General features: G+C 68.7%; 9 protein-coding genes. All 9 read right to left on the minus strand.

What is annotated here, in order from left to right; genetic code table 11:
* Positions 1–259 precede the first annotated feature (259 nt).
* The 9 genes from ACMZ91_RS13060 to gspK all read right to left on the minus strand — a co-directional run bounded on the left by ACMZ91_RS13060 (position 260) and on the right by gspK (position 23,471).
* Complete coding sequence (locus ACMZ91_RS13060) at positions 260–12,643, minus strand: putative filamentous hemagglutinin family protein (protein ID WP_414576791.1); 12,384 nt, start codon at positions 12,641–12,643, stop codon at positions 260–262.
* A gap of 200 nt (positions 12,644–12,843) precedes the next feature.
* Positions 12,844–14,019, minus strand: coding sequence for a substrate-binding domain-containing protein (locus ACMZ91_RS13065; RefSeq protein WP_049463623.1), 1,176 nt, complete (start codon positions 14,017–14,019; stop codon positions 12,844–12,846).
* 400 nt (positions 14,020–14,419) lie between these two features.
* Positions 14,420–15,595, minus strand: coding sequence for a substrate-binding domain-containing protein (locus ACMZ91_RS13070; protein WP_049463074.1), 1,176 nt, complete (start codon positions 15,593–15,595; stop codon positions 14,420–14,422).
* 271 nt (positions 15,596–15,866) lie between these two features.
* Positions 15,867–17,066 carry a type II secretion system inner membrane protein GspF gene (gspF, locus tag ACMZ91_RS13075; protein ID WP_049463073.1) on the minus strand — a complete coding sequence of 400 codons (1,200 nt, stop codon included), beginning with the start codon at positions 17,064–17,066 and terminating at the stop codon, positions 15,867–15,869.
* A 7-nt stretch (positions 17,067–17,073) separates the two neighbouring features.
* On the minus strand, positions 17,074–18,507 hold the full coding sequence (gene gspE / locus ACMZ91_RS13080) for a type II secretion system ATPase GspE (protein WP_049463072.1): 1,434 nt from the start codon (positions 18,505–18,507) through the stop codon (positions 17,074–17,076).
* Entirely contained in the window at positions 18,504–20,885 is a 2,382-nt protein-coding gene (gene gspD, locus ACMZ91_RS13085) for a type II secretion system secretin GspD (protein WP_414576793.1), read from the minus strand. The genes gspE and gspD overlap by 4 nt, the downstream gene beginning before the upstream one ends.
* On the minus strand, positions 20,882–21,409 hold the full coding sequence (locus ACMZ91_RS13090) for a type II secretion system protein M (RefSeq protein ID WP_032128120.1): 528 nt from the start codon (positions 21,407–21,409) through the stop codon (positions 20,882–20,884). The genes gspD and ACMZ91_RS13090 overlap by 4 nt, the downstream gene beginning before the upstream one ends.
* Positions 21,406–22,569 (minus strand): type II secretion system protein GspL, encoded by a 1,164-nt coding sequence (gene gspL, locus ACMZ91_RS13095; protein WP_414576795.1) that lies wholly within the window; start codon positions 22,567–22,569, stop codon positions 21,406–21,408. The genes ACMZ91_RS13090 and gspL overlap by 4 nt, the downstream gene beginning before the upstream one ends.
* Positions 22,566–23,471 (minus strand): type II secretion system minor pseudopilin GspK, encoded by a 906-nt coding sequence (gene gspK / locus ACMZ91_RS13100; RefSeq protein ID WP_134952121.1) that lies wholly within the window; start codon positions 23,469–23,471, stop codon positions 22,566–22,568. The genes gspL and gspK overlap by 4 nt, the downstream gene beginning before the upstream one ends.
* Position 23,472: the final 1 nt, after the last annotated feature.

Raw genomic sequence — 23,472 nt, forward strand, 5'->3', positions numbered from 1 at the left:
GCGTGGGTCCACTGCCGAGCCTGCCCGCCGGGTGCGCTCCTGCACCCGGCGGCGCTGTGTCGGTGGTCCTCACCGCTGATGGCCGCTCCCTGCCCTCCGTGCCGTCCTGGCTGGGGCCGCTGCCGTTCCGTGGCGGCTGGCCCGATGCTGTCGGTTCCTGCGGGCGAACTGCATCCACGCATGGCGTGGATCTACTACCGGCCACGTTCGGCAACATTGCGTGCCGACCAAGGTCGGCACCTACCGGGGCGTGCTATGCCTATCGGCGCTGCGTGCCTTCGTCGCGGCTTGCCTGCGGGAACTGGAAGGCGCTGTTGGCGTCGTAGCCGCTGCTGGCGGTCGTGCCGCGCGCCGGCGGCGCAATGCTGCTGGTGCCGCTGCCGAAGCCGAGAATCTGCACGCTGATCACCGAGGGCTGGTTGCGCCGTGCGTCGTCCTGGCTCTTGCGCATCACGTCCTGTGCCGCCTGGCTGGCACTGTTCGCTACCGCACTGGCCGAAGCCAGCGCATTGACGTTCACCGTGGCCAGCACCGGCAGGCCCTTGCTCTCACCCTGCACCTGGATGTTGGCCGCGTTGAGCACCTGCAGTGCGGCGAGGTTGATGTTGCCCGAGACACGGATGCCCGCTTCGCCCGCATCGATGGTGCCCAGCGGCGCGATCAGGTCGACGTCGCCCGGCGGCACTTCGGCGATGGGGTTCAAGGTCGCAATGCCTGCGCCACTGGCGGGAGCCTGCGGCGACAGGATCACATTGCCCCAGCCGTCATAGAGGCGACGCGGTGGCGTGTACAGCAGCGTCGTCTGCGAACCGCGACCGGCATTGATGTCACCCTGCTCCGACCAGGCCAGGATGTCGCCGCCGAACGTGGTCATCACCCGCGACAGGCCCAGCAGGACGCTGTCCTGGCTGAACAGGCGGATATCGCCCTGCCCCTGGGTGACGAGGCCGGCGCTGGCAGGCGGCACCACGCCCTGTACGCCGACCACGATCTGTCCGCCCGGTGCCATCAGTTCGACGTTGCCGCCCGCCTCGGTGCGCACGCCGGAACCGCCGTACATCACGATATCGCCGGTACGGTCGATCGTCGCACCGGCCGCATTCCTGTCCGGCATCAGCGTGGCAATGGCTTCGCGCCCGCGCAGGTAGGAGCCGAAGCGGGGCCCTTCTGCATCGGTGTACTCACGCCCACCTTCGCGCAGTTCGGCGTAGTACACCTGACGCAGGAAGATGCGCTGCTGTTCCTGCGGCAGTGCGTCGAATGCAGCCAGCGCCCCGTCGCCGTCGGCAGCCACGCCGAAGCGCTGCTGCAGCCACTGCTTCAGCTCCTGGTTGTAGACCTTGACTGCCTTGCCCGGCTGCGACGCGAGCGATTGCGCGGGATCGGCAAGGTTGACTGGGTCCAGATAGCGGGCACGCAGGGCCGCGAAATCGATCTGCTGGTTGCCGGCCGTCAACGCGATGCTGGCGCCGGGACGGGCATCGCCCTGCACGATGCCACCGAGGCTGACGATGCTGCCCGCATCCTCCTGGCGCAGCTGGCGGCCGGCACTGACCTCGGTGTCGCCGGGGCCGGCGATGGTCGCGTTCAGATGCACGATGTCGCGGCCCGCCGCCACCACCGTGATGTCGGTGGGCGCGGTGTTCAAAGCGGTCATCGACACCCCGAGGATGTCCCGGCCTGCCCGCAGTTGCACGGCGCCGGCGGCCTCGAACCAGTTCAGCTGCGTGCGCCGCCCCCCGTTGGCATCCAGCGTGCGTTGGGCGCCGGTGGCCAGACCGATGATGTCGCCCTGCACCGCGTAGAAGCGGCTCGGTGCCAGTGCCGCAGAGACCGTGGACAGCGGTGTACCGGGGCCGAAGGCGAACAGCGGAAGCGATGCCTGCGGCGATGCAATGTTGCCGTCCACCGACAGGTTGTGACGCGAGCGGGTCACATTGCCGCTGGAATCCCCCTGCTCGGCCATGAATGCAGGGTCGAAGGGTCCCGGCAGGCGCGCGTCGCTGGCGGAGCGCGCGATCTGGGTCGCGCCACGCTGGGCGAAGATGCCGCCACCGGCCAGGACGTCCAGCCGTCCTGTCGCCGAGGGTGCCAGCAGGATCACATCCTGCGTCCCCGGCGTGGTGCTGATCCGGTGCAGCTTGACGTCGCCCTGCGCAGCAATGGCGCTGAAGCGCGAAGGATAGAGCCAGTAGTTCAGCAGCTCCTCCCGGCTCCCCGGTGCCAGCGCAACCTGCTCGGGCCACAGATTGCTGCCGGTCACGTTATCCGGCCCGGCCAGGCCCGGCGCCAGGTCGCCACCGGCACTGAACAGGTCCACGGCGGTCGTGTCGGTCCACAGGGAGAACCAGGTGCTGCCTGCAGCGCGGCTGCCGTTGTCGTGCACCACCGCGCTGTAGTTGGCCAGTGGAACCCGACCGGCATCGGCGACGCCGCCGAGCACGACGTCACCCCGCGCCTGCAGCTGCGCGACCGCATCGCCCAGCACCAGCACCGGCCCGCCCATCGGGCGAGCGGCGTCGGCGGCGAACAGATCGGCCGCACGCAGCTGGCCCAGCGTCGCGTAGCTTTCCAGGGTGACGCCCATTGCACCGATGCGTCCCGCATCCAGCTGCAGGCTGCCACGCAGATTGCTGAAGGTACCGTTGAGGTCGAGATTCTGTCCCGCCCTGGAGGCATTGAGGCTGGAGAACGTCGCCCGCAGATTCGGATTCAGTGCGCCACCGATACGCAGTTGCAGGTCGCCGCCGCCGGTCAGGTGCAGCTGGCCATCGCTGACCCGGCCGGTCGATCCCACCGCCGCGATGATCGCACCCGAGCGCGGTGCGATCGTCGAGTCCAGCGCGTCACCTATCGCATCGCGCACGCCGGCGTCACGCCCGGCCTCCAGCGTCAAGTTGCCGCCGCCCAATGTACCGAAGCCGGTGAAGCCGACCATCCGCGGAGAGGCGCCAGCAGCAGCGGACACGTTGGTGTAGGCGCCAAAGTTCACCCACCAGCTGGTCGGCACCGGCTCCACGCCGGTGGTGCTGCCGGTTCCCTGCCGCCACAGCCAATTGCCGACCGCGGCACTGGAGTACAGCGCCCAGTCACGCTCGCTGGTGCCCGACTCTGCGCGCCCGGTCCAGACGTCACCGACGATATCTCGCCCGGCTTCGACGCGCAGGTTGCCGCCATGATCGGGATACCAGGCCTGATAGCCGGCCAACGCGGCATCATAGCTGCCCGGCACCAGGTTCGGACCCAGCAGTGCGGTGTTCCTGGGGGCTGCTGCACGGGGCGAATTGAAGGCAGCGTCGCGGCCCTCGCCCAGCGTGGTGGGAGTGCCCGCCGTGTACACACCGAAGCCGGACTTCATCACGACATCACCGGCAGCGAGCAGTTCCAGGTCCCCCTTGCCGGTGCGCAGCACGCTCCAGGCCGGCGTGCCCGCGCGCTTGCCGTAGGTGGTCACTTCGGTCTGCGTGCCACCGCCGGCGCAGTAGCTGGGTGCGGTGCTGCAGAACTCGTCTTCGGTCATGCCGAACATCGCCGCGAAGTCCTTCGCAGGGGTGCCCACGTAGGACTCATCGCCCCAGTAATCCAGCGAGCCCTGCGCGGCCACCTGGCGGGGGGCCGGGCCGCAGTAGTCAGCCGACATCGCACAGAACTCATCTTCGGTGAAGCCGTACATGTCGGCCAGCTCCGCGATCGGACGGCCCGCATAGGAGGTGTCGCCGATCCAGTCCAGCGATGCCCGCTCAGTCAACGCACGATCACCCACCCAAATGATTTCGGTCTTGACCGTACCGATTGAGCCCTGGTGGGTGTCGGCCAGCACCACGCTGCCTTCGGCGCCCCAGCGCCGGCTGCGTGGATCGGCCGCCCCGGAATCGGCACCGGCAACCACGGTCAGGTCCCAAGATGTGGTGCCCTCGGCCAGCATCGGCGCCAGCGCCCAGTTGCGCCCCTGGTTGCCGTTGGCATCGGCCGGCCGCAGATTCACCGGCCCGTTGCCGGGCAGCTCCACCTTGGTCAACGATGGGATGTAGGCGCCCACCTTGAGCTCGACTTCGCGTGCCAGGCGCAGCGCAACCGGCAGCACCGCGCCGGCGGGCCACTCCTGTGCCGCCATCTGTACGGCGCTGCGCAGGCGGAAGCCGGCCCCCAGGCGCGCACCGGCCGCCAGCACCAGCGGCTTCTGCAGCACGGTGCCCGCCGCCAGCGTCTGCCCGGAGTCGGTGGTCACCGCCGCACCCAGCACCGTGCCCGCAGGCAGGCGCAGGGTCTGCGAGATCACCATCGGCGCGGGCAGCACGGTACCGACCGGAAGCGTTACCGATTCGACCGGCACGTCATAGTTCAGGCGGGTGCCGGCCTGGAACTCGGTGCCGGGCTGCAGCTTCACTCCGTCCACCGGCACCACCAGGTCGCCACCGAAGGGGGTGTGCCCGGCGCTGCCATTGCGAGCCTCATACAACTGCCAACCGCCCTCGTCCGGCGTGGACGGCGGCGGTGCGAAACCATCGTTGATGCTGCCATGGACGTTGATGTTGCCTTCGGCGCGCAGTACCAGCGAAGCCGATTCACCGAAGCCACGCCGCGATGGATCGGCGCGGTTGGCTTCGGGCCCGTAGCGGTAGCCGGACAGATCGATGTCGCCGGCAATGGTCAGGTCGCCCTCGGGATTGGCCTCGCTGCGCCGCGCCACCACCTGCACGCCGGGACGCAGGCGGACGTCGCCCAGCGCGGCGGTGCGCTGCTGCAGATCCGGATTGCCCAGCGCGCCATCGATCCAGGCCACGCTGTGCGGATCGACCACCTGGTCCAGCCACTGCTGGGTGACCAGCTGCGCGCGGTTGCCGCGCACATCAGCGGTGCTGGCCAGGGGCGCATCGTCGTAGCGACGGACACCATTGAGCTGGATGTCGGCCGCGCCATCGATGCGCAGGCCGCTGGCCGCAGCAATCGCCGCGTCGTTGCTGCCCAGCCGCGGCACATCGATCTTCAGCGAGCCCCGCGCCATGCCGTCGTTCTGTCCAGGGCCGTCACCGAGGGCAACGTCGCTGCCTGCACGCATGTCCAGGTGCGCCGCGCTGCCCAGACCAACGGCGCCTTCGGCGCTGCCCAGCGTGATGGTGGCCCGGTTCGGACTGTCGATGATCTTGCCATGGCTGTCCACGCGCAGGCCGGTACCGTGCGCGTCCAGCGTGCCGTCCACCTGCAACTGATCACGGGCGTACAGGCGGATGCTGCCGACCTGCTCGCCGCTGGCGTCGATGCGGCCGGCCACGGTCATGCTGCCCGCGTCGACACTGATGTCGACCCGGCGCGCCTTCACTTCGTCGCCGATCCGCAGATCGCCTTCACCGATCTGGAAGCTGCGACCACCGACGACGCCGCCGGCGGTCAATCGCTGGTTGAGGCCGGTGAAGTCTTGCAACTGGCGTGCCCGCACCACAAGTTCACCACCGTCGTAGGGCACCAGCGTGCCACCGGCATCGTAGCGGCCACTGGCGGTGCCCTGCAGATCACCCGCCAGATCGGCTCGGCCGGCCATTGCGGTGACCGTCATGCGCCCGCCGCGGTTGTTGCGGGCGGAAACATCGATGCGGGAGGCCGCATCGGTGCGGATGTCCCCCGTGTCGCTGGACAGCAGGACATCACCGCCCCAGCTGAACTTGTCCACGTCGTACAGCGAGACCTTGCGCCCGGCAAGGTCCAGCGCCGCCCGGCTGCCAAGCGTGATGCCCTCGCGCGCGTTCGCAGACAGCCGTCCTGAAGCCAGCGCGATCGTGCTGTCCAGCGTGATCCGGTTGGCGTCGATGCTCAGCTCACTGCCCAGTGCATCGCCACCCGCCTTACCGGTGCCCCCCTGCAGGCGGAAGTCGCCGCCGGTGCGCACGCGCAGCTGCGCGGCGGGATCGGCGGTCAACAGCGGTGTATCGATACCCAGGCTGCCTCCGCTGTACTGCCAGCCCTTGTCGGCCAGATAGTCGCCGCGCTGCTGGAACACGTCCAGCGTGCCCTGCGCGGAGAACGACAGCTGCTCCGAAGCACTCAGGTTCAGCGCACTAAATCCGAGTACCTGACGGTTGGCAGGCACCTCGGAGCTGGGACGGCTGAACGGGGCGCGCGCCAGCTGCAGGTTGCGGGTGACGATGTCCAGCTGCCCCGCGCCGAGCCGGTCCACCATCGGATCGGCCGGCGGCACCGACGCATCGCTGCCCGGCGCCTGCGTCGCCGCCAGCGAACCGTCCCAGACCAGTGTGTCCACCAGGATGCGCGCACGGTCGCTCGCCGCACCATAGCCATGGATGGCCTGCGCGCCCAGTACCAGCGTCTGCAGGCCACCGCGGCCGGTGGCACTGTCGCGCGCATCCAGGTCGACGCTGCCGAAGACGTTGACCGAATCCCGTGCGACCAGGCTCAGCGTATCCAGCGCCGGTGCGCCGGTGGCATCATTGCCGCGCAGCAGCTGCTGCAGCACGGACTGGTTCATGGTCATGCCATTTGGCAACGCCCCTGCGGCCGCCGCCTGCGCGATCGCCTCGGCGGTGCCGAGGTTGAGCGCCGCCATGCTCACGCCAAGCTGACGCGTGCCGTAACGGGCGGAATCGCGCATCTGCAGCACACCATCGGTGGCCACCCCGATGCTGCCATCGGACACCAGCCGTGCCTCGCCTTCGCAGTCGTTCTGGCAGCCGCCGATGTCGATCGCGACCGGCCCGGCCGCCACACCGGTCGTACCGGTGATCAGGTTCAGGCGCTGGTTCGAGACGGCCAGCAGGCCGCCATTGACCTGATAGGGCACGGTCGGCGCGGACGCGCTGTCGCGTGCGAAAGACAAGGTGTCGAGTGTCGCCCCGGCTTCGACCAGGATGCCGCTGCCACCGGACGCCGCAGCCACCAGTATCTCCGGTGCCTGCAGGGTCGCACCGGAGCGGATCGCCACATCGCGCACCGAGCCGGACACCGCCACCAGCGAAGCCGACTCGTTGAACTGTCCGCCGATCACCATGCGTTCCGGCCACAGCGCATTGAGTGCGTCGTCGGTGAAGGTTGCGCCGCGATCGTGCGCCTGCGACGGACTGCCGGCAGCAGCGACCTCCAGCGAACCCACGGCCGGGCTGGCGAGCGTGGCGACCAAGGTACCGCCGCGTCCCTTTTCATTGGCCGCGGAGAAACGCGCCGTGCCGGCGAAGTCGATGGCCGCGGTTCCCTCGCGACCAGCGCCTTCACCCAGTGCCAGGGTCAGGCCCAGCGCATCGATGGTCTGCCAGCCGCGCGCCTCGCCACGACGGTCGGCGGTGGCCTGCACGAAGCTGTTGTAGCTGGTTTCGTTGTAGCCGGAATGCCGGCGTACCACCGCCGCCGGCGTCAGCAGGATATCGGTGAGCAGCGGCGACGCCACCCCGCCCAGTGCCGATCCCTGCCGGCCGGACACGCGCCAGGTACCGGTGCCGGTCTGGATCGGCTGTGGCACGCCGGAGGTCCCCGTCGCGCCCAGCTCGACGCGGAATGCACCCGGCTGCAGCGCGAAGCTCGCCGGCAGCAATGTGTAGGTGCCCGCAGGCAGGCCGGGAACGCCGGCGGGTACGGTGATCTGCTGGCCCACCGCTGGAGCAGCGAAGCCATCATCACTGCTGGGTGCGAAGCTGCCGGCACGTCCCGGCACGATCGCGTACACCGGGTTGCCGGAGGCACTGAACGCATAGCGCGGGTTGGCATCGGCCAACGCGGTGCGCAGCACGTCGACGGAGCCACCGCGGCCTGAGACGAATGCCGCGCCGGTCAGTTCGCCGCCACCTGACACGTCCAGCAGCGCACCGGCATGCACATCCACGTCGTTGGCGGTAAGGGTCACGCCCTTGGACGCAATGCCGGCCGGCGTCAGTGACTCCAGGCTGCTGCTGCCCCTTCTCCACGACACACCGTCCACGGTACCGCCGTAGGGCAGCGCCAGACCTGCGCCACTGGTGGAGGTGATGCTGCTCGGCAGCAGCTCCACCCGGCTGGCGCGTGTGCCGCCCAGGACCAGGCCGCCCAGCTGCAGCGCCCCCATCGGCGCCTGCACGTTGCCGCCCTGCTGCACGGTGGCTGCCACCAGCTGCAACGCGCCCAGCGCTGACTCGGGCGGAGTGGTCGCCGCCGTACCCGTACCCCGGATGCGCAGCACCGCATCCGGATCTGACCAGTATCCGGGCGTCGCCACGGTCGCCGCAGACGCACCCGCGACCAGATAGCCCGTCGCACCGGAGGTGGGGTACAGCCGGGCGGCACTCACGTCCATCGACCCGCTCGCCATCAACGCACTGATCGATCCGCCGTTGGACACCGCGTTGAGCAGCCGCACGTCGCTGCGGCTGTCGAGCACGACCTGGTTGAAGCCGGGCAGCCAGGTGACATCACGGATGTCGATCAGATCAGCCCTCGCCGACAGCACGTGGTCGCCTTCCGCAGCCGACGCCACGGTATCGGTGACCACCAGGTTCTCACCCGGCAGCGACTGCCAGTGCGACTGTGCCAGCAGCAGGTGCGGAGCACTCAGCGAAATGCCGCTGGACTGCGGTGCTGCCACGGCCATGCCGAGGCTTGACTGCCCCTGTCCGTAGATGCGCAGGCTCTGGCCCATGCGCAGGTCGACATCGCCCTCCGCGCGGACGTCACCGAATACGGACAGGGTGTCGAAGCCACCGGCCTGGATCTGCTCCACCGACAGCGCCGCGTGCCCATACTCCAGCCGGTCCGGCAGCACCGCGTCGGCCGGGCTGCGCTGGCTGAGCGTAATGCCGCGCGCGCGCAGCACCTCCTTGCTCGCGCCGCGCGCATGAACACTGCCACCAAAGGCCACGCCCAAGGTGCCGCCATGCGCGCCACTGCCGCCGGCAGAGGCATCCATTGCGCCGTCCAGGTACAGAGCGTTGGCCGAACGCAGCACGATCTGCCCGCCGTCGCTGTCTACCCGGGTGCGCCCCTTCCCGTCGACATCCAACGGCGCCGAGGCGCCCGCTGCCCGCAGCTGCGCGCCACGCTCGAGCACGACGAAGGCTTCAGGCGGACGGTTGTCCACCGACGCGGAGCTCTCCCAGTCGAGCGCGCCGCCGATCTCGATGCGCCCCCCCGCCCGCACCTGTCCCTGCAGGCGGCCACCGGCGTCGGCCAGTGACACCGCATCCGCACTGGCATCCAGCAGCGCACCGTCGGCGAACCGCCAGGTCCGCTCGCTCCGCTGCCCGGCATAGAGCGTGGTCGGCAGGCGCACATCGTCGATGCTGATGCGTCCTCCCTGCGCACGCAGCGTGCCTTCCACATCGATGTTGCCGGCGCCGAGCAGGGAGATCGCCTGCCCCGGGTCGACCTCGATCAGTGCGGCCTTGCCCACCCGCAGGTCGCCGCCGACGCTGTTGCGATCCGAGCGCAGGCTCACGCTGGCACCGCTGCGCTGGCGGACCAGCCCGCTCATCGGATCGGCACTGTAGAGCGGTGCCAGCCAGCTCTCCAGTGCCTCCTTCCGGTCCGTCGCGACGCGCGCGTCTGCGGTCATCCGAAGGCCCGGCATGCGCGCTGCCAGCTGCGTGCCATCGGCAACCTCCAGCCCTTGATGGCCATTGATGTCGTACTGGGCAAAGCCACTGCCGAACAGGCCGGCATCCACCTGCAGCGCTGCTGGGTCCGCCGGATCCGCATCGCCCACCCGCACCCGGCCACCGGTGCCCAGCGAGAACGTGCCGCTGCCCTGGCCACGGCCACTGAACCGGCTCCCCTCGCCCAGCTGCACCCGGCCACTGCCGTCGGTCGCAACTGTGCTGCTGTTCGCCTGCAGGCTGACGCTGCCCCCTTTGCCGATGCGGCCCTTGCCGCGCAGGTCCAACGCGGCGCCGGCCTCCACGTCAACCGTTGCCTCGGCGCCCACGACCACGTCATGACTGTTGCTCAGGCTCAGGCGACCACCATCCGTCCAGGCACCGCTGGCGTCGAGCGGCATCGCCAGTGACGCATTGCTCCATTCACCGGAGAGATCGATCCGCGTGCCGTCGGCAATGGCGGTGCGGGCGCGGCCATCGTGCAGCAGCGCCGTCGGCCGGCCCTGGACATCCAGCAGGTTGCCCGCCGACAGCTGGCCGCCGGCAATGCCGATGTCGCCTGCCAGTTCCACCTCGCTGCCGGTCAGATTGAGCTGTCCGCCTGCCTGAAGGCGAAGGCTGCCATCGATGCGGATGCGATCGGCGGTCGCCAGGTCGATCCGTCCCCACTGCTGGGCACTCAGCTCTGCGGTATCCAGCCACACTGTGTCACGCCGCTCCTCGTTGACCGGCGCCAGCAGCGACCACGCCGCCTTCGTCGGAGCCTTGTCATCCAGGCGCACCTCCGAGCCGAACACACCGCTGCGGCCCTGGCCGTCGTAGCGCCCCAAGTACAGCTGCGCGTTGCGTGCGGCCGCCGTCTGCGCCTGCGCATAGCCCTCCAGCGCGGAATCCGGCCTGCGGTTCTGCTGCGCGCCTTGGAAGGTGGCAGTCTCAACCTGCCCATCCAGCACCGCGGTCGGTGCGGAGACGATCAGGCGTCCTGCGTCGCGGCCGACCGTGTACCCGTTATCGACACGCTGCGCCGCGAATACGATCGGATCACGGAAGGTCTCGGTGATGCCCCAGCGCTCCTGCTTTACTTCGTGGCCCCTGTACAACCCATCGAACAGCATCTCCGCCGGCGCATCATCGAGGCGGTAGACCTGGCCATCGACGCCGCGCACCCAGCTCTGCCGGATCACGCCGCTCTGCACATCCAGGCTGCCGCCGGCAAGGTTGATGCGTGAGCCGCCATGCGTGATCACTTCCCTGCCGCCCAGCAGGACGGTGCCTCCCTGCGCGGCCCATTCGCCGATCGAGTGCCCCTGGTTGTCGAGGTAGCCGCCCACTTCCAGCAGGCCACCCGCCGCGTACCAGCGCTCACCCTCGTAGCCCCCGGTACCGGCCGGAACGTGGACCAGCCTGCGGCGGTCGACCCAGATCTCGCTGCTGGTCAGCTTGCCGCTGTCGCGGTTGTCCAGGGCGTCGCGCAGTTCGTTGCCCTGCACCTTGACCTGGACATTGTTGCTCTCCATCGACACCTGTACGCCCACTGCGCCGGACACGTCCACGCGCGCGGCGTCGCCTACGTAGCTGCGGGCCGCCGCATCGGCGATGATCTGGCCGCCCGTGGCAACCGTCAGCGAATCCGCACTGAAATGGATGTTGCCACCCGAAACGATCTCCACCCGCGACTGGTCCCGGCGATCATTGTGCTGGGACAGATTGTCGAAGGTTGCCGAGCGCGCGCCGGCGCGGATCGCGTCCTGCTCTGCCGACTCCTTGATGAGGCTGTTGCGCTGGGTATCCAGCACCGTGGCCTTGCCATCGTCCTCGATCAGCACCGCCGTGGTGGCTCCATCGGCAAGCGTGACGCTGCTGCCGGCATCACTGGCCGAAGCCAGAAGATGCACGGTGCCGCGCTGCGCAAGCGTGGTGCTGGCCACGGCCACACCGGCCTGCTCGACGCTGCGCCCGGCCAAGGTCACGTCACCCTCGCGGGCGCGCAGCAGGCCGGTGTTGCGCACGCTGCCAGCCGTGCTGCCAGCGATGAAGCGCGGCGCGATTTCATTGCCGCGGGTGGTGGAGCTGGTATTGGTCGCCGTACCCACGCCGCGCCGGATCACGAAACTGTCACCGGCAGCGAGCTGCACCTGGCCTTTGCGCGCCTCGATCTGGCCGGCGTTCTCCACGCTGTGTCCCGCCAGCAGCACGTAGCCACCGCCGCGCGTCGCACTGGTCGGCTCATGGGTCGCGATGCGGGCGCCCTGCTCCACCATCACCTTGCCGAATGCATCGCTGAGCGCGCTGCTGCTGGCGTCGGGGCTGTACAGGCCGTTGTCGCGGAACTGCGCATCGCTGATCCGCGCTGCGGCTGCCAGCAGGTTGCGTACATTGACCTGGCTGTTGTTGCCGAACACCACGCCATTGCGGTTGGCCAGGAACACCGTGCCGTTGGCGTTGAGCTGCCCCAGGATCTGGCTGGGCCGCGCAGCCGGGTCGTTGACCCGGTTCAGCACGGCCCAGTCAGGGTTCTGCAGGAAGTTCAGCGTGGTGTTACCGCCGATGTTGAAGGTCTCCCAGTTCAGGATCGCCTTGTCCGCGGTCTGCTCGACCGTGACCTGCACCCGTCCGTCGCTGCCCTGCGACTGGATCGCCTCGCGCGCGTTGAGCCAGCCACGGGTCAGCGGGTTCTGGTCGACGCTCAGGCCGTCCTTGCCGAGGCCATCGGCAACGATGAAGCCAGCCTCGCGGCGCGCCTGCCGCGCCTGTTCCTGCAGTCGCTGCTGCAGGGCAATCGCCTGCGCTGCGGTGCCGAGATTGTCGATCGACTGCTGCAGCTTCTGCCGTGCTGCATCCTGCTGCTGGGCCGGCAACTGGAACTGGATCGGCACGCCGTTGGGCATGCGGCCACTCTGTGCCGCGCTGCCCTGGGCCGCACCGCGGTCGGCGAACCAGCCCGGGCTGAACGCCTGCTGCGCTTGGCTGGCCGGGGCCACCATGCTGCCCAGTGCGACCGCGATGGCCCACGCCATCGGATGATTGCGGCGCATCGGCGCGGCCGGATGAAAAGCGGACGGGAGCGGGTGCGACATCGGAACCTCATCAACCTGGTGGGCCGCGGCTGCGGCGACGATCGGGGAGGCACGCGCAACGCATGCCCTGCCACTGATAGACGGTTCACGTGACACGAAGCCGACAGCGAAGCGCTGCGGCGGCGGGACCGTCGCGGAAATGGCGACGCCGGCCCAGGGGGCCGGCGTCGGGTCAAACAGAGTTCAACCGGTGTTGCGGATTACAGCGGACGGCCGATGCCCGAGCAGGTGCTCGGATTGTTCAGGCCGGCTGTGCTGCTGGCCAGCACGAAACGGTTGCGGATCGCATCGCGCCACATCTTGGGCAACGGGGCGAAGCCATGGCCGGTGATCGATGCCTCGTAGGCTGCCGGGTAGGCCGCCGAATAGTGGCGAGCCAGGAAACCCCTCAGCTTATTGGCAACCGTCTGATCCTTGTAGCACTGACCAATCAAGAGGTACGTGTAGCCGATGATGGGGTAGATGACTGAAGGATTGCCCATGTAGGGAGCCCAGTTGGCAGGGTCCTGAGCAGCGATGCCGGACGGAGGATCGAAAACAGTCAGGATGAATTCCCATTGCGCCCGATCCGGCGAGAAGCCTCTGACCTTTGCGACCTTGGTCGCATCGGTCAGGCTCGGGATCACGTCCGGCCCGGCGTAGCCGATACGGCCTTCAAACGCGTAGACAGCGTTGTACAGCGAGGTGTCCCCGGTGGCCGGGGCGGCCACCAGGAACCCCGGCAGGCTGCCGTTGGCATCGCGCTTGTAAAGGTCGGCGAAGGTCGACTTGATGGCGAACGTGCCGCCCACCAGGTTCGAGGTCTCAGCCCGCTCACGGGCGCAGTTAGTGGCAAGGAATCGGGTGAGAATCTCGCTGGTTCCGCTGCTTTCCGGACGGTACACGACCTGGATCGGGCCGCTGCGGTCGGTGTCGATGGTCGACCAGTCGCTGATCGCACCCGAGAACACGCCGCAGATCTGCGCCACGCTCAGGTCCACCGCCGAACCGGCCTTGTTGAACGGGATGGTGACCGAGGTGGCCACCGACGGCACCTGGATCAGCGCGCCGTAGCGGTTGGCGTTGGTCGGCCGGTTGAAGTTGGTGGTGTAGGTACTCAGCTCGGCGCTGCTCAGCACCGAATCGCTGCCAGCGAAATGGACGGTGCCGGTGGTCGAGAACAGCGCCGAATTGTTTTCCAGAAACGCCTTCTTGCCGGTACCCGATCCGGTCACGGCGTAGCTGAAGTTCGCCGGCAGGATGCTGTCGGCCGAACCCTTGTAGAGGTCGGCGGGCAGCGAGGCACCGCCGCCGGTAACGGTCTGCGCCGAGGCGGCGCCCACGGTAGCGAGCAGCATGGTGGCAACCAGCGCGGCGAGAGTCTTGTACTTGTACATGATCTTCTCCTGAAGGGTTTACTGCGAAGGGAAACGCCAAGGGAGGTACCGTTACTGCACGCCCACTGTCATCTCCCAGCCCGCTGCATGAGGACACGTCCATCCTCATTCGTGCCTACGCGAGCTCTGCAGCGCAGCCCCGTGTTGCCGGACCACCAACCGCAGCTGGAGGCGTCCGACGCCGTGCATTCGCCTGATGCGAGTGACCGCGCACTGGACCGCACCGGCGGCGGTGATCGGAGACACGCGCAACGCATGCCCTGCCACTGATAGACGGTTCGCGTGACATGAAGCCGACAGCGTGCAGCGGACCATGACGTTGCACGCCGCACGGCGGAAATGGCGACGCCGGCCATAGGGGCCGGCGCCGGGTCAAGCTGGGTTCACGCGGTGCTGCGGATTACAGCGGACGGCCGATGCCCGAGCAGGTGCTCGGATTGTTCAGGCCGGCCGCGCTGCTGGCCAGCACGAAGCGGTTGCGGATCGCATCGCGCCAGGCCTTGGTCAGCGGGATGAAACCATGGCCGGTGATCGACGCCTCGTAGGCCGCCGGGTAGGTCGCCGGATAGTGACGGGCCAGGAAGCCGCGCAGGCTGGTGGCAACCGCCGAATCCTTGTAGCACTGGCCGATCACCAGGTTGGTGTAGCCGGCAATCGGATAGCCGGCCGACGGGTTGCCGAACACCGGCACCCAGTTGGCGGGGTTCTCGGCAGCGGTGCCGGTCGGCGGAGCGACAGTATCCAGGGTGGCCTGCACGCTCACCTGGTCAGGCGAGAAGCCCTTGACCTTGGCAACCTTGGTCGCATCGGTCAGGCTCGGGATCACGTCCGGGCCGACGTAGCCGATGCGGCCATCCGCCGCATAGACAGCGTTGTACAGCGAGGTGCCGCCCGTGGCCGGCGCGGCAACCAGGAAGGCCGGCAGATTGTTGTTGGCATCGCGCTTGTACAGGTCGGCGAAGGTCGACTTCACGGCGAACGTGCCGCCGACCAGGTTCGAGGTCGCAGCCGGCTCGGCGGCGCAGGCGGCAGCCAGGAAGCGGGTGAACATTTCGCTGGTTCCGCTGCTCTCGGTGCGGTAGACCACACGGATCGGACCGCTGCGGTTGGCGTCGATGGTCGACCAGTCGCTGATCGCGCCCGAGAACACGCCGCAGATCTGCGCCACGCTCAGGTTGACGGCCGAACCCGGCTTGTTGAACGGGATGGTCACCGAGGTGGCCACCGACGGCACCTGGATCAGCGCGCCGTAGCGGTTGGCATTGGTCGACTGGTTGTAGTTGGTGGTGTAGGTGCTCAGTTCGGTCGCGCTCAGCACCGAGTCGCTGCCAGCGAAATGGACGGTGCCGGTGGTCGAGAACAGCGCCGAATTGTTCTCCAGGAACGCCTTCTTGCCGGTGCCCGAACCGGTCACGGCGTAGCTGAAGTTGGCCGGCAGGATGCTGTCAGCCTGGCCCTTGTAGAGGTCGGCCGGCAGCGATGCACCGCCGCCGGTAACGGTCTGCGCCGACGCGGCGCCCACGGTAGCGAGCAGCGCGGTGGCAACCAGCGCGGCCAGGGTCTTGTACTTGGTCATGATCTTCTCCTGAAGGGTTTACTGCGAAGGGAAACGCCAAGGGAGGAACGGTCATTGCACGCCTGCTGTCGCCAGGGGCCTCCCAGCCCGCTCTGCGACGACGTGACTATGCTGGTCCGTGCCGATGACAGGCCGCTTAAGAAACCTGTGGAAGATCGAAAAAAGGTGTGGAGGATTGTGTGGAGAAATCCAGGCACCAGTAGATCCACGCCATGCGTGGATGTGCCGCCCATGTCGCGCGTCGGTTGATCCATCCACGCATGGCGTGGATCTACTGCACCAGCTGATTCATTTCCATGATCGGCATCAGCACGGCCAGCACGATGGTCAGCACCACGCCGCCCATCACCAGGATCATGGTCGGCTCCAGCAACGCGGTCAGTGCCATCGCGCGGCGCTCGATCTCGCGCGAGATCGTCTGTGCCGCGCGATCCAGCAGTGGCGCCAATGCGCCGGTCTTCTCGCCACTGGCTACCAGATGCACGAGAATCGGCGGATACACCTTCTGCACCTTCAGCGCAGAGCCAAGCGCGGCACCTTCGCGTACGCGCGCGGACACGTCATCAGCGCAACGCGCCAGCAGCGCATTGCCAAGCGTCTGCCGCGCCGCTTCCAGTGCACGCAGCAGCGGCACGCCGGCATCCAGCAGGATCGCTAGGGTCGAGGCAAAGCGCGCACTGTTCACACCCAGTACGAAACGACCGACCATCGGCACCCGCAGCAACATCGCGTCCCAGCGCAGGCGCAGCTCGGGCCTGCGCAGAGCCAACCGCCATGCCACCACCAACGCAGCGATGCCGAGCCCCGCCCACACTCCCCAGATGCGAACGAATGCACTGGCCGCCAGCATCACCTGGGTCAGCATCGGCAGCGTCTGCCGTGCCTGCACGAACGCGGTCACCACCTGCGGCACTACGTAGCTGAGCAGGAAGATCACGATCGCCACCGACACCAGGCTGATTGCCGCTGGGTAGATGAAGGCGGTCAGTACTTTGGCCTGCAGCGCGTTGCGTTCTTCGATGTAGTCGGCAAGGCGCTCCATCACCCGCGCCAGGTCACCGGAGTCTTCACCTGCGCCCACCAGCGCCCGATAGATCGGCGGGAAATCGCGCGGCCGCGCGGCCAGCGCAACGGTCAGGCGCTGGCCGGCACGCACGTCGGCGCGTACGGCGGTGAGTGCCTGGGCCACATGCGGGCGCTCGGCCTGTTCGATCACCGCAGTCAATGCGGCTTCCAACGGCAGGCTCGCGGCCAGCAGGCTGGCCAGCTGGCGCGTGGCCCAGGCCAGCTCGCTGGCAGACAGCCGGCGGGCGCCCCAGCCACTGCCCGCACCGCGCGCCGCGCTGACCTGCACGGGTGTCAGCCCGCGACCGCGCAGCAGCTGGCGTGCGCCGCGCGGGCTGTCGGCGTCCAGCTGACCCTTCTCGATGCGGCCCTGCGCGTTGGCAGCCTGGTAGTCGAACAGTGCCATGCAGGCCTCAGTCGTCGCCGGTGACGCGCAGGATCTCTTCCAGCGTGGTCACCCCGCTGTCGACCCAACGCTGGCCGTCCTGGCGCAAGGTCCGCATGCCGGCACGCCGCGCAGCCTCGCGCAGCGCAGGTTCACCCTGCCCTTCATGGATCAGCGCACGCACGCGATCGTCGACCACGAACAGCTCGTGGATGCCGGTACGCCCCCGGTAGCCGCTGTTGGCACAGGCCGCGCAGCCCACCGCGCGCCACACGGTACGGCCCTCGCCGTCCACCTCGGCGCGCCGGCACTGCGTGCACAGCCGCCGCACCAGCCGCTGCGCCAGCACGCCGCGCAGCGACGAGGCCAGCAGGAACGGTTCCACGCCCATGTCGGCCAGGCGGGTCACCGCCGAGATCGCGTCGTTGGTGTGCAGGGACGCCAGCACGCCATGGCCGGTCAGCGACGACTGCACCGCAATCTGTGCGGTTTCCAGGTCGCGGATCTCACCGATCATGATGGTGTCCGGGTCCTGGCGCAGAATCGCGCGCAGCGCCGTGCCGAAGCTCATGCCGATACGCGCGTTGACCTGGATCTGGCCGATGCCGGCGAAGTCATACTCCACCGGGTCCTCCACGGTGAGGATGTTGCTGGTGCTGCTGTCGAGCTGGCCCAGCGCCGCATACAACGAGGTGGTCTTGCCGCTGCCGGTCGGGCCGGTGACCAGCACGATGCCGTGCGGCTGCCGGATCAATCCGGTGAACGTAGCCAGGGTGTCATCGGCCATGCCCAGGCGCTGCAGCTGCAGACGGCCGGCATCCTTCTCCAGCAGGCGCAGCACAGCACGCTCGCCATGCCCGGTCGGTACCGTGGAGACGCGGATATCCAGCGGCCGCCCCCCCACCCGGATCGCGATGCGCCCGTCCTGCGGCAGGCGCTTCTCGGCAATATCGAGGTGGGCCATGATCTTGATGCGCGACACCAGCGCCGCGTGCAGTGCGCGCCGCGGCTGCACCATGTCGCGCAGGGTGCCGTCCACGCGGTAACGCACCACCGAGTGGGTCTCGAATGGCTCGATGTGCAGGTCGCTGGCGCCATCGCGTGCGGCCTGTGCCAGCAGCGCGTTGATCATGCGGATCACCGGCGCATCGTCCTGCGCGTCCAGCAGGTCGGTGACTTCCGGCATGTCCTGCATCAGCCGGTCCAGATCCACTTCACTTTCAGCAGCCCCGACCAGGGCAGCGGCATCGCCGCCGTCACGGTACTGCTCACCCAGCCGCTGCTGCCAGGTCGCTGCATCCAGCGCCTGGAACGGCAGCGGGCCATGCCGTCGGCGCAGTTCGGCCACAGCCCACGCCGCGGTGTCGGCGGTGCCCAGCAGCACCGACTCGCCGCCAACTTCGGACAGCATCACGCCATGGCTGCGCACCCAGGCGTACGGCAGTGGTGCGGCGGCGCTCACGGCCCGATCACCAGTTCCGGCGTGTAGCCCAGCCCGCGCAGCTGCTGCAGCGCCGGGTCCAGCGTCGCCGGATCGCGCGGCAATCGCACGCGCAGGCGTTGCCCGCTCTCGCCGGGCGTCGCTTCGGCATAGGCCTGCAGGCCCAGTGCCCGCACCTGCGCCACGCCCTGGCTGGCACGCGCCGGGTCCAGCCCCTGCGCGAACTGCACCAGCTGCGCATCGCCGTCACCAGACGGGTACAGCGCCGCCAGGCTGCTGTTCTGCAGCGGCTGGCCCTGGCCATCGCGTGCATTGCCCTGGCCGAGTACAGACAGGTCCTGCGGTGGCAGCTGCGGTGCCGACAGCGCCGGCAAGGCCCAGCTCTGTACCGGCTGCGCGCCGGCCTGCGCGTTGCGCATGTAGTCGTAGCGGTCGCGGGTCAGGCGCTGGCCGGCGGCCGGGTCACGCACCACGTGCGGGCGCAGGAACACCATCAGGTTGGTCTTGGCGCGCTTGCGCGTGTCGCTGCGGAACAAGGCACCCAGCACCGGGATCTTTCCCAGCCCCGGCACCGCATCACGGCCATGGCTGACGCTGTCTTCCAGCAGGCCACCCAGCACCATGATCTGGCCATCGTCCAGCAGCACGCTGGTATCCAGGGCGCGCTTGTTGGTGATGATGCCGGCCGTGCTGTTCGCGCTCTGCGCGTCGATGCTGCTGACTTCCTGGTAGATGTCCAGCTTCACCGTGCCGCCCTCGGAGATCTGCGGGCGCACCCGCAGCTTCAGGCCCACGTCCTCGCGCACGATGGTCTGGAACGGGTTGTTGCTGCCGCCGCCACCGTCAGTCACGTAGCGACCGCTGACGAACGGCACGGTCTGGCCGACCATGATGCTGGCCGCCTCGTTGTCCAGCGTCATCAGGTTCGGCGTGGACAGGATGTTGGCACCACCCTTGCTCTGCAGTGCGTTGGCCAGCGCCTTCATGTTGAGGATCTGGCCGACACCGGGCAGATTGATGGTGCCGTCGATCACCCCGATCTTCAGACCGTCCTTGGGCAGCACGTCCAGGGTGGTGCGCGCGGCGGTGTTCAGGCCGCTGCCGCCGGTGACACCACCGAAATGGGTGCCGCCGAAGGTGCGGCCATTGCCCAGCATCCACTGCACGCCCAGTTCGGCCGCGTCGGTCTGGTTGACCTCCACGATGAGGCTTTCCACCAGCACCTGTGCACGGCGCTGGTCGAGCTGGTCGATCACCCGCCGAAGGTTGCGGTAGACCGGCTCCGGCGCCGAGATCAGCAGCGTGTTGGTGGCCACGTCGGCCTGCACCGAAATGCCGTTCTGGCTGAAGCCCGTGCTTCCGGCGTCGATCGGGTCGCGGCGGTTCGGGTCCAGCCGCTGCGATTCCAGCGCATTGCCACCGGTCTTGGCCTGCTGTGGCTGCGACGGCTGCGCGGGTGTGGAACGGTTTGCATCGCCGGGCAGTGGCGTGATGCCTTCGTTGCTGCCCATTGCCGGTGCATCGCTCTGCCCGGCCACCACGCCGCGCAGCACACCGGCGAGCTGGTTGGCCTGGGCATTGCGCAGGTAGACCACATGCAGGTTGCCGGACTCGTCCTGGGCACGGTCCAGCTTCTCCACCAACTGCCGCGCCAGGCGCGTTCGGCCCGGGCTGCTGGAGCGCAGCAGCACGCTGTTGCTGCGGGGGTCGGCCATCACCACCACCTTCTGGCTGGGCTCGGCGCCCTGCGCATCCAGCAACGGCGCGACCATCGCCGCTACGTCAACGGCAATGCCCTGCTGCAGCTTCACCACATCGGTGTCCATGCCGGCCGGTGTATCGACGCTGGCGATCACGCGCGCGATGCGCTCCAGGTTGTCGGCATAGTCGGTGATCACCAGGGTGTTGTTGCCCGGGTTGGCGGTGATCGGATTGTCCGGGCTGATCATCGGCCGCAGCACCGCCACCAGCGCGGCCGCGTTCTCGTAGCGCAGCGCGAAGGTACGCGTGGCCACCTCGCCGCCGGCCCCGCCCGCGCCCACACGGCCACCGAGCAGCTTGGCCTCGGCCTGCGGCACCACCCGGCTGACACCGCCGTTCTCGACCACGGCAAAGCCACGCATGCGCAGTGCGCCCAGCAGCAACTGGTACGCCTGGGTACGGCTGACCGGGCCATCAGAGACCACGTTCATCTTGCCCGTCACCCGCGGGTCGACCAGGAACTGGCGACCGGTGAAGCGCGCCGCCATGCGCAGTACGCCGCCGATATCGGTATCCACCAGGTTCAACTGCACCGGTTCATCGGGGGCCTCCTGCGCCTGTGCCGGTGCAACAACGTGAGCGCCACCCACGATCAGGGCCAGTACAGTGCTGCAGGCAAGGCTGCGCATCGCCCTCATGAATGGCCACCCGCAGTGAGTGCCATCACGATGTTTCCGGATATCCGTGCCGCCGGCATGTTCGCATCCCCTGTGCGTGTCAGTTGCAGTTGCTGCAGTTCGATGGCCGGATCGGCCAGCACGGGCAGCAGCCAGTTCCACAGTGCGTCAGCAGGTACGGCCTGCACCTGCAGGTGCCAACGCCCGTCGCGTGCTTCGACATGCAGTCCATCGGCGAGGCCGGCGGACTTGATTCCATTACGCAGCGCGGCCAGCGTCGGGCGCTGCCCCTGCACCTGCTGCTGGCGTTCGCGTGCACGCAGCAGCGGCGCCAGTGCGCGCGCCTGCGCCTGCAGCCGCGGCAGCTCAGCCTGCCAGTGCGCACGCTGTTTCAGCAGCGGCTCCAGCCAGAATGACCACAGCCCCGCTGCCAGCAGCGCCAGCACCATCACCCACAGCATCCAGCGGTCGCGCGGCGGCAGGTGCTGCCAGCGTCGCTGCAGGCCGGCCACACCCTCGCCCAGGCGCACGGCTCTGGCGGTCACTGTCCGCCCCCGCTCACGCGCAGGCGTCCACCGGCCTCGCGCGCCATCTGCAGGCCCTGCGCCTGCGCCGCCTGCTGCCACTGCTCCAGCCGCTGCGCGTCATCGGCTACCGCCTGCGCATCGGCGTCCAGCTCCAGTTCCAGCTGGCCGGGTTGATAGCGCAGGCCGCGCACCTGGCCGCCCAACTCCGGAATCGCCTGCAGCGTCGTTGCGACCTGCCGCTGTACCGGTGGCAACGGCGGCGCCGGCAACGGCACGGCCAGCGCGCGCCGCGCCTGCAGCACCGGGTCCACCACATCGGTGATCTCCGGAAAGTGCGAGCTGAACTGCCGCGCCATGTCCTGCTGCAACGCCTCGCCCTCGCTGCGCCAGCGCGAGACCTGCAGCTGCAGCCCAAGCGCAGCCAGCAACACCGCCGCTAATGCGAGGCCGATCGCCACGCGGGGTGCCTGCCTGCTGCGACCCGGCAGTGGCAACGACCACGCTGGCACGGGTCCGCATGCATGCCGTTCATGCGCGACCACGGTGGCCGGCAGGTTCTCCGGCCACGCCGACGGCACGCTATCGATCCACTGCACGGCCTGCACCCCGGATTGCTGAAGACGCGCCGCGAGCGACTGCAGTACCGCCGCTGTGTCGCGCCCACCGCACCACTGCACAAACCCACGATCGCGCCCGCAGCGCACCAGCAGATGCTCACCGGCAGCCTGCAGCGTTGCCTGACCGTTCTGCCACGGCAGCAGCAGCGGGGTCGGGTACAGTGCCTGCAGCTGCAGTGCACATGAAGCCAGCAGCTGTTGCGCCTGCAGGACGGCCTGCTGGCCAAGCCACGCCACAGGAACCGTGCCGTCCGCCGCCTGCACACCGTGTGCCAACGCGACCTCCTGCAGGTCATCCAGCAGCATCGCCTCTACTTCGCCCTGCAATGCGGCCTGCAGCCTGCGGCCCGACAGTGGCGGCAGCTGCAGTTCCAGCAGGATCAGGTCCTGCGGATCGAGACAGGCCAGCACCTCGGCCTGCGGATGACGTTGCCCGAGCACGGCCAAGCCCTCGCGGCCATGGGCCAGCACCCCACCCTTGTGCATCTGCGCCCACTCGACCGTACTGTCGGCGCGCAGGTGTTCCAGCGCCGGCAGGCGCACCCTCAGCTGCACGCTCATGTTCCAATCCTCGTCCACACACGCTGCACGCGCACACTGTCATCGCGATACTCGCGCCAGATCAGGGCCCTGAAGTCGACCGCATTGCCATCGGCCTGTACCTGGCCGACGGCAAGGAACCACTCGCTATGAATGCCAAGCGGCACCACGGCCATCTGCGCGTTGCTCAGTTGCAGTCGATTGGCGATATCGCCGCGGTTGAGCAGCCAATGGCCACCATCGCGCTCACCGAGCAGCGCCTGCAGGCGCCCGGGTTCGACACTGGGTACGACCGCCTGCAGGACGCTGAGATCGCTGGTGTTGGCGTTGACCAGGGTCTGCGCAGGCAGGACCACGGTGCGCCGTGCCAACGCCTGCACGGCCATTGGATCGGAACCCGCGAAGGCCTGCTCGATCAGTGATTCACGCGGCAGCGGGGCCTGCGCCTGGACATCGCCATCGCGCAGGCGCGCCTGGATGTGATCCGCCGCAGACGCACAGGCACCCTGCCCCAGGCCCTGCCCGGAGCACAACGCGATGAACGCGCGCCGCGCTTCCGGGTCCGGCTTGCCGTAGGCCAGCAGGTTGCGCAGGTTGAACATGGACTGCGCATCGACCAGCTGCAGCTGCACTGGCAACGGCGCCTGCAGCTGCAATGGCCGCGCCCAGCGCCCGTTGCTGACCGTCGTCAACTGTTCCCGCACGTCCTCACGCAGCTGCTGCGCGGCACGCTCCAGCGTCGCATCCACGGCCATGCGCACCTGGGCGCGCAGCTGGTCGCCACGCAGCGCGCGCAGCTGCGCCGACTGCCGGGTCAGCAGCGCTGTGGCGATCACGGCCACCAGCGCCACCACCAGCATCGCCACGATCACCGCCATGCCACGCTGGCGGGCGCAGGAAACCGAACACTTCCGGGCTGCCATC

The organism is Stenotrophomonas sp. FR024 (genome assembly GCF_047500745.2).
GTDB lineage: Bacteria > Pseudomonadota > Gammaproteobacteria > Xanthomonadales > Xanthomonadaceae > Stenotrophomonas > Stenotrophomonas maltophilia_A.

Excerpts from the sequence above, each read along its gene's own strand:
- ACMZ91_RS13060 (WP_414576791.1), bottom strand. The coding sequence starts at position 12,643 with ATGTCGCACCCGCTCCCGTCCGCTTTTCATCCGGCCGCGCCGATGCGC.
- ACMZ91_RS13065 (WP_049463623.1), bottom strand. The coding sequence starts at position 14,019 with ATGTACAAGTACAAGACTCTCGCCGCGCTGGTTGCCACCATGCTGCTC.
- ACMZ91_RS13070 (WP_049463074.1), bottom strand. The coding sequence starts at position 15,595 with ATGACCAAGTACAAGACCCTGGCCGCGCTGGTTGCCACCGCGCTGCTC.
- gspF (WP_049463073.1), bottom strand. The coding sequence starts at position 17,066 with ATGGCACTGTTCGACTACCAGGCTGCCAACGCGCAGGGCCGCATCGAG.
- gspD (WP_414576793.1), bottom strand. The coding sequence starts at position 20,885 with ATGAGGGCGATGCGCAGCCTTGCCTGCAGCACTGTACTGGCCCTGATC.
- gspL (WP_414576795.1), bottom strand. The coding sequence starts at position 22,569 with ATGAGCGTGCAGCTGAGGGTGCGCCTGCCGGCGCTGGAACACCTGCGC.
- gspK (WP_134952121.1), bottom strand. The coding sequence starts at position 23,471 with ATGGCAGCCCGGAAGTGTTCGGTTTCCTGCGCCCGCCAGCGTGGCATG.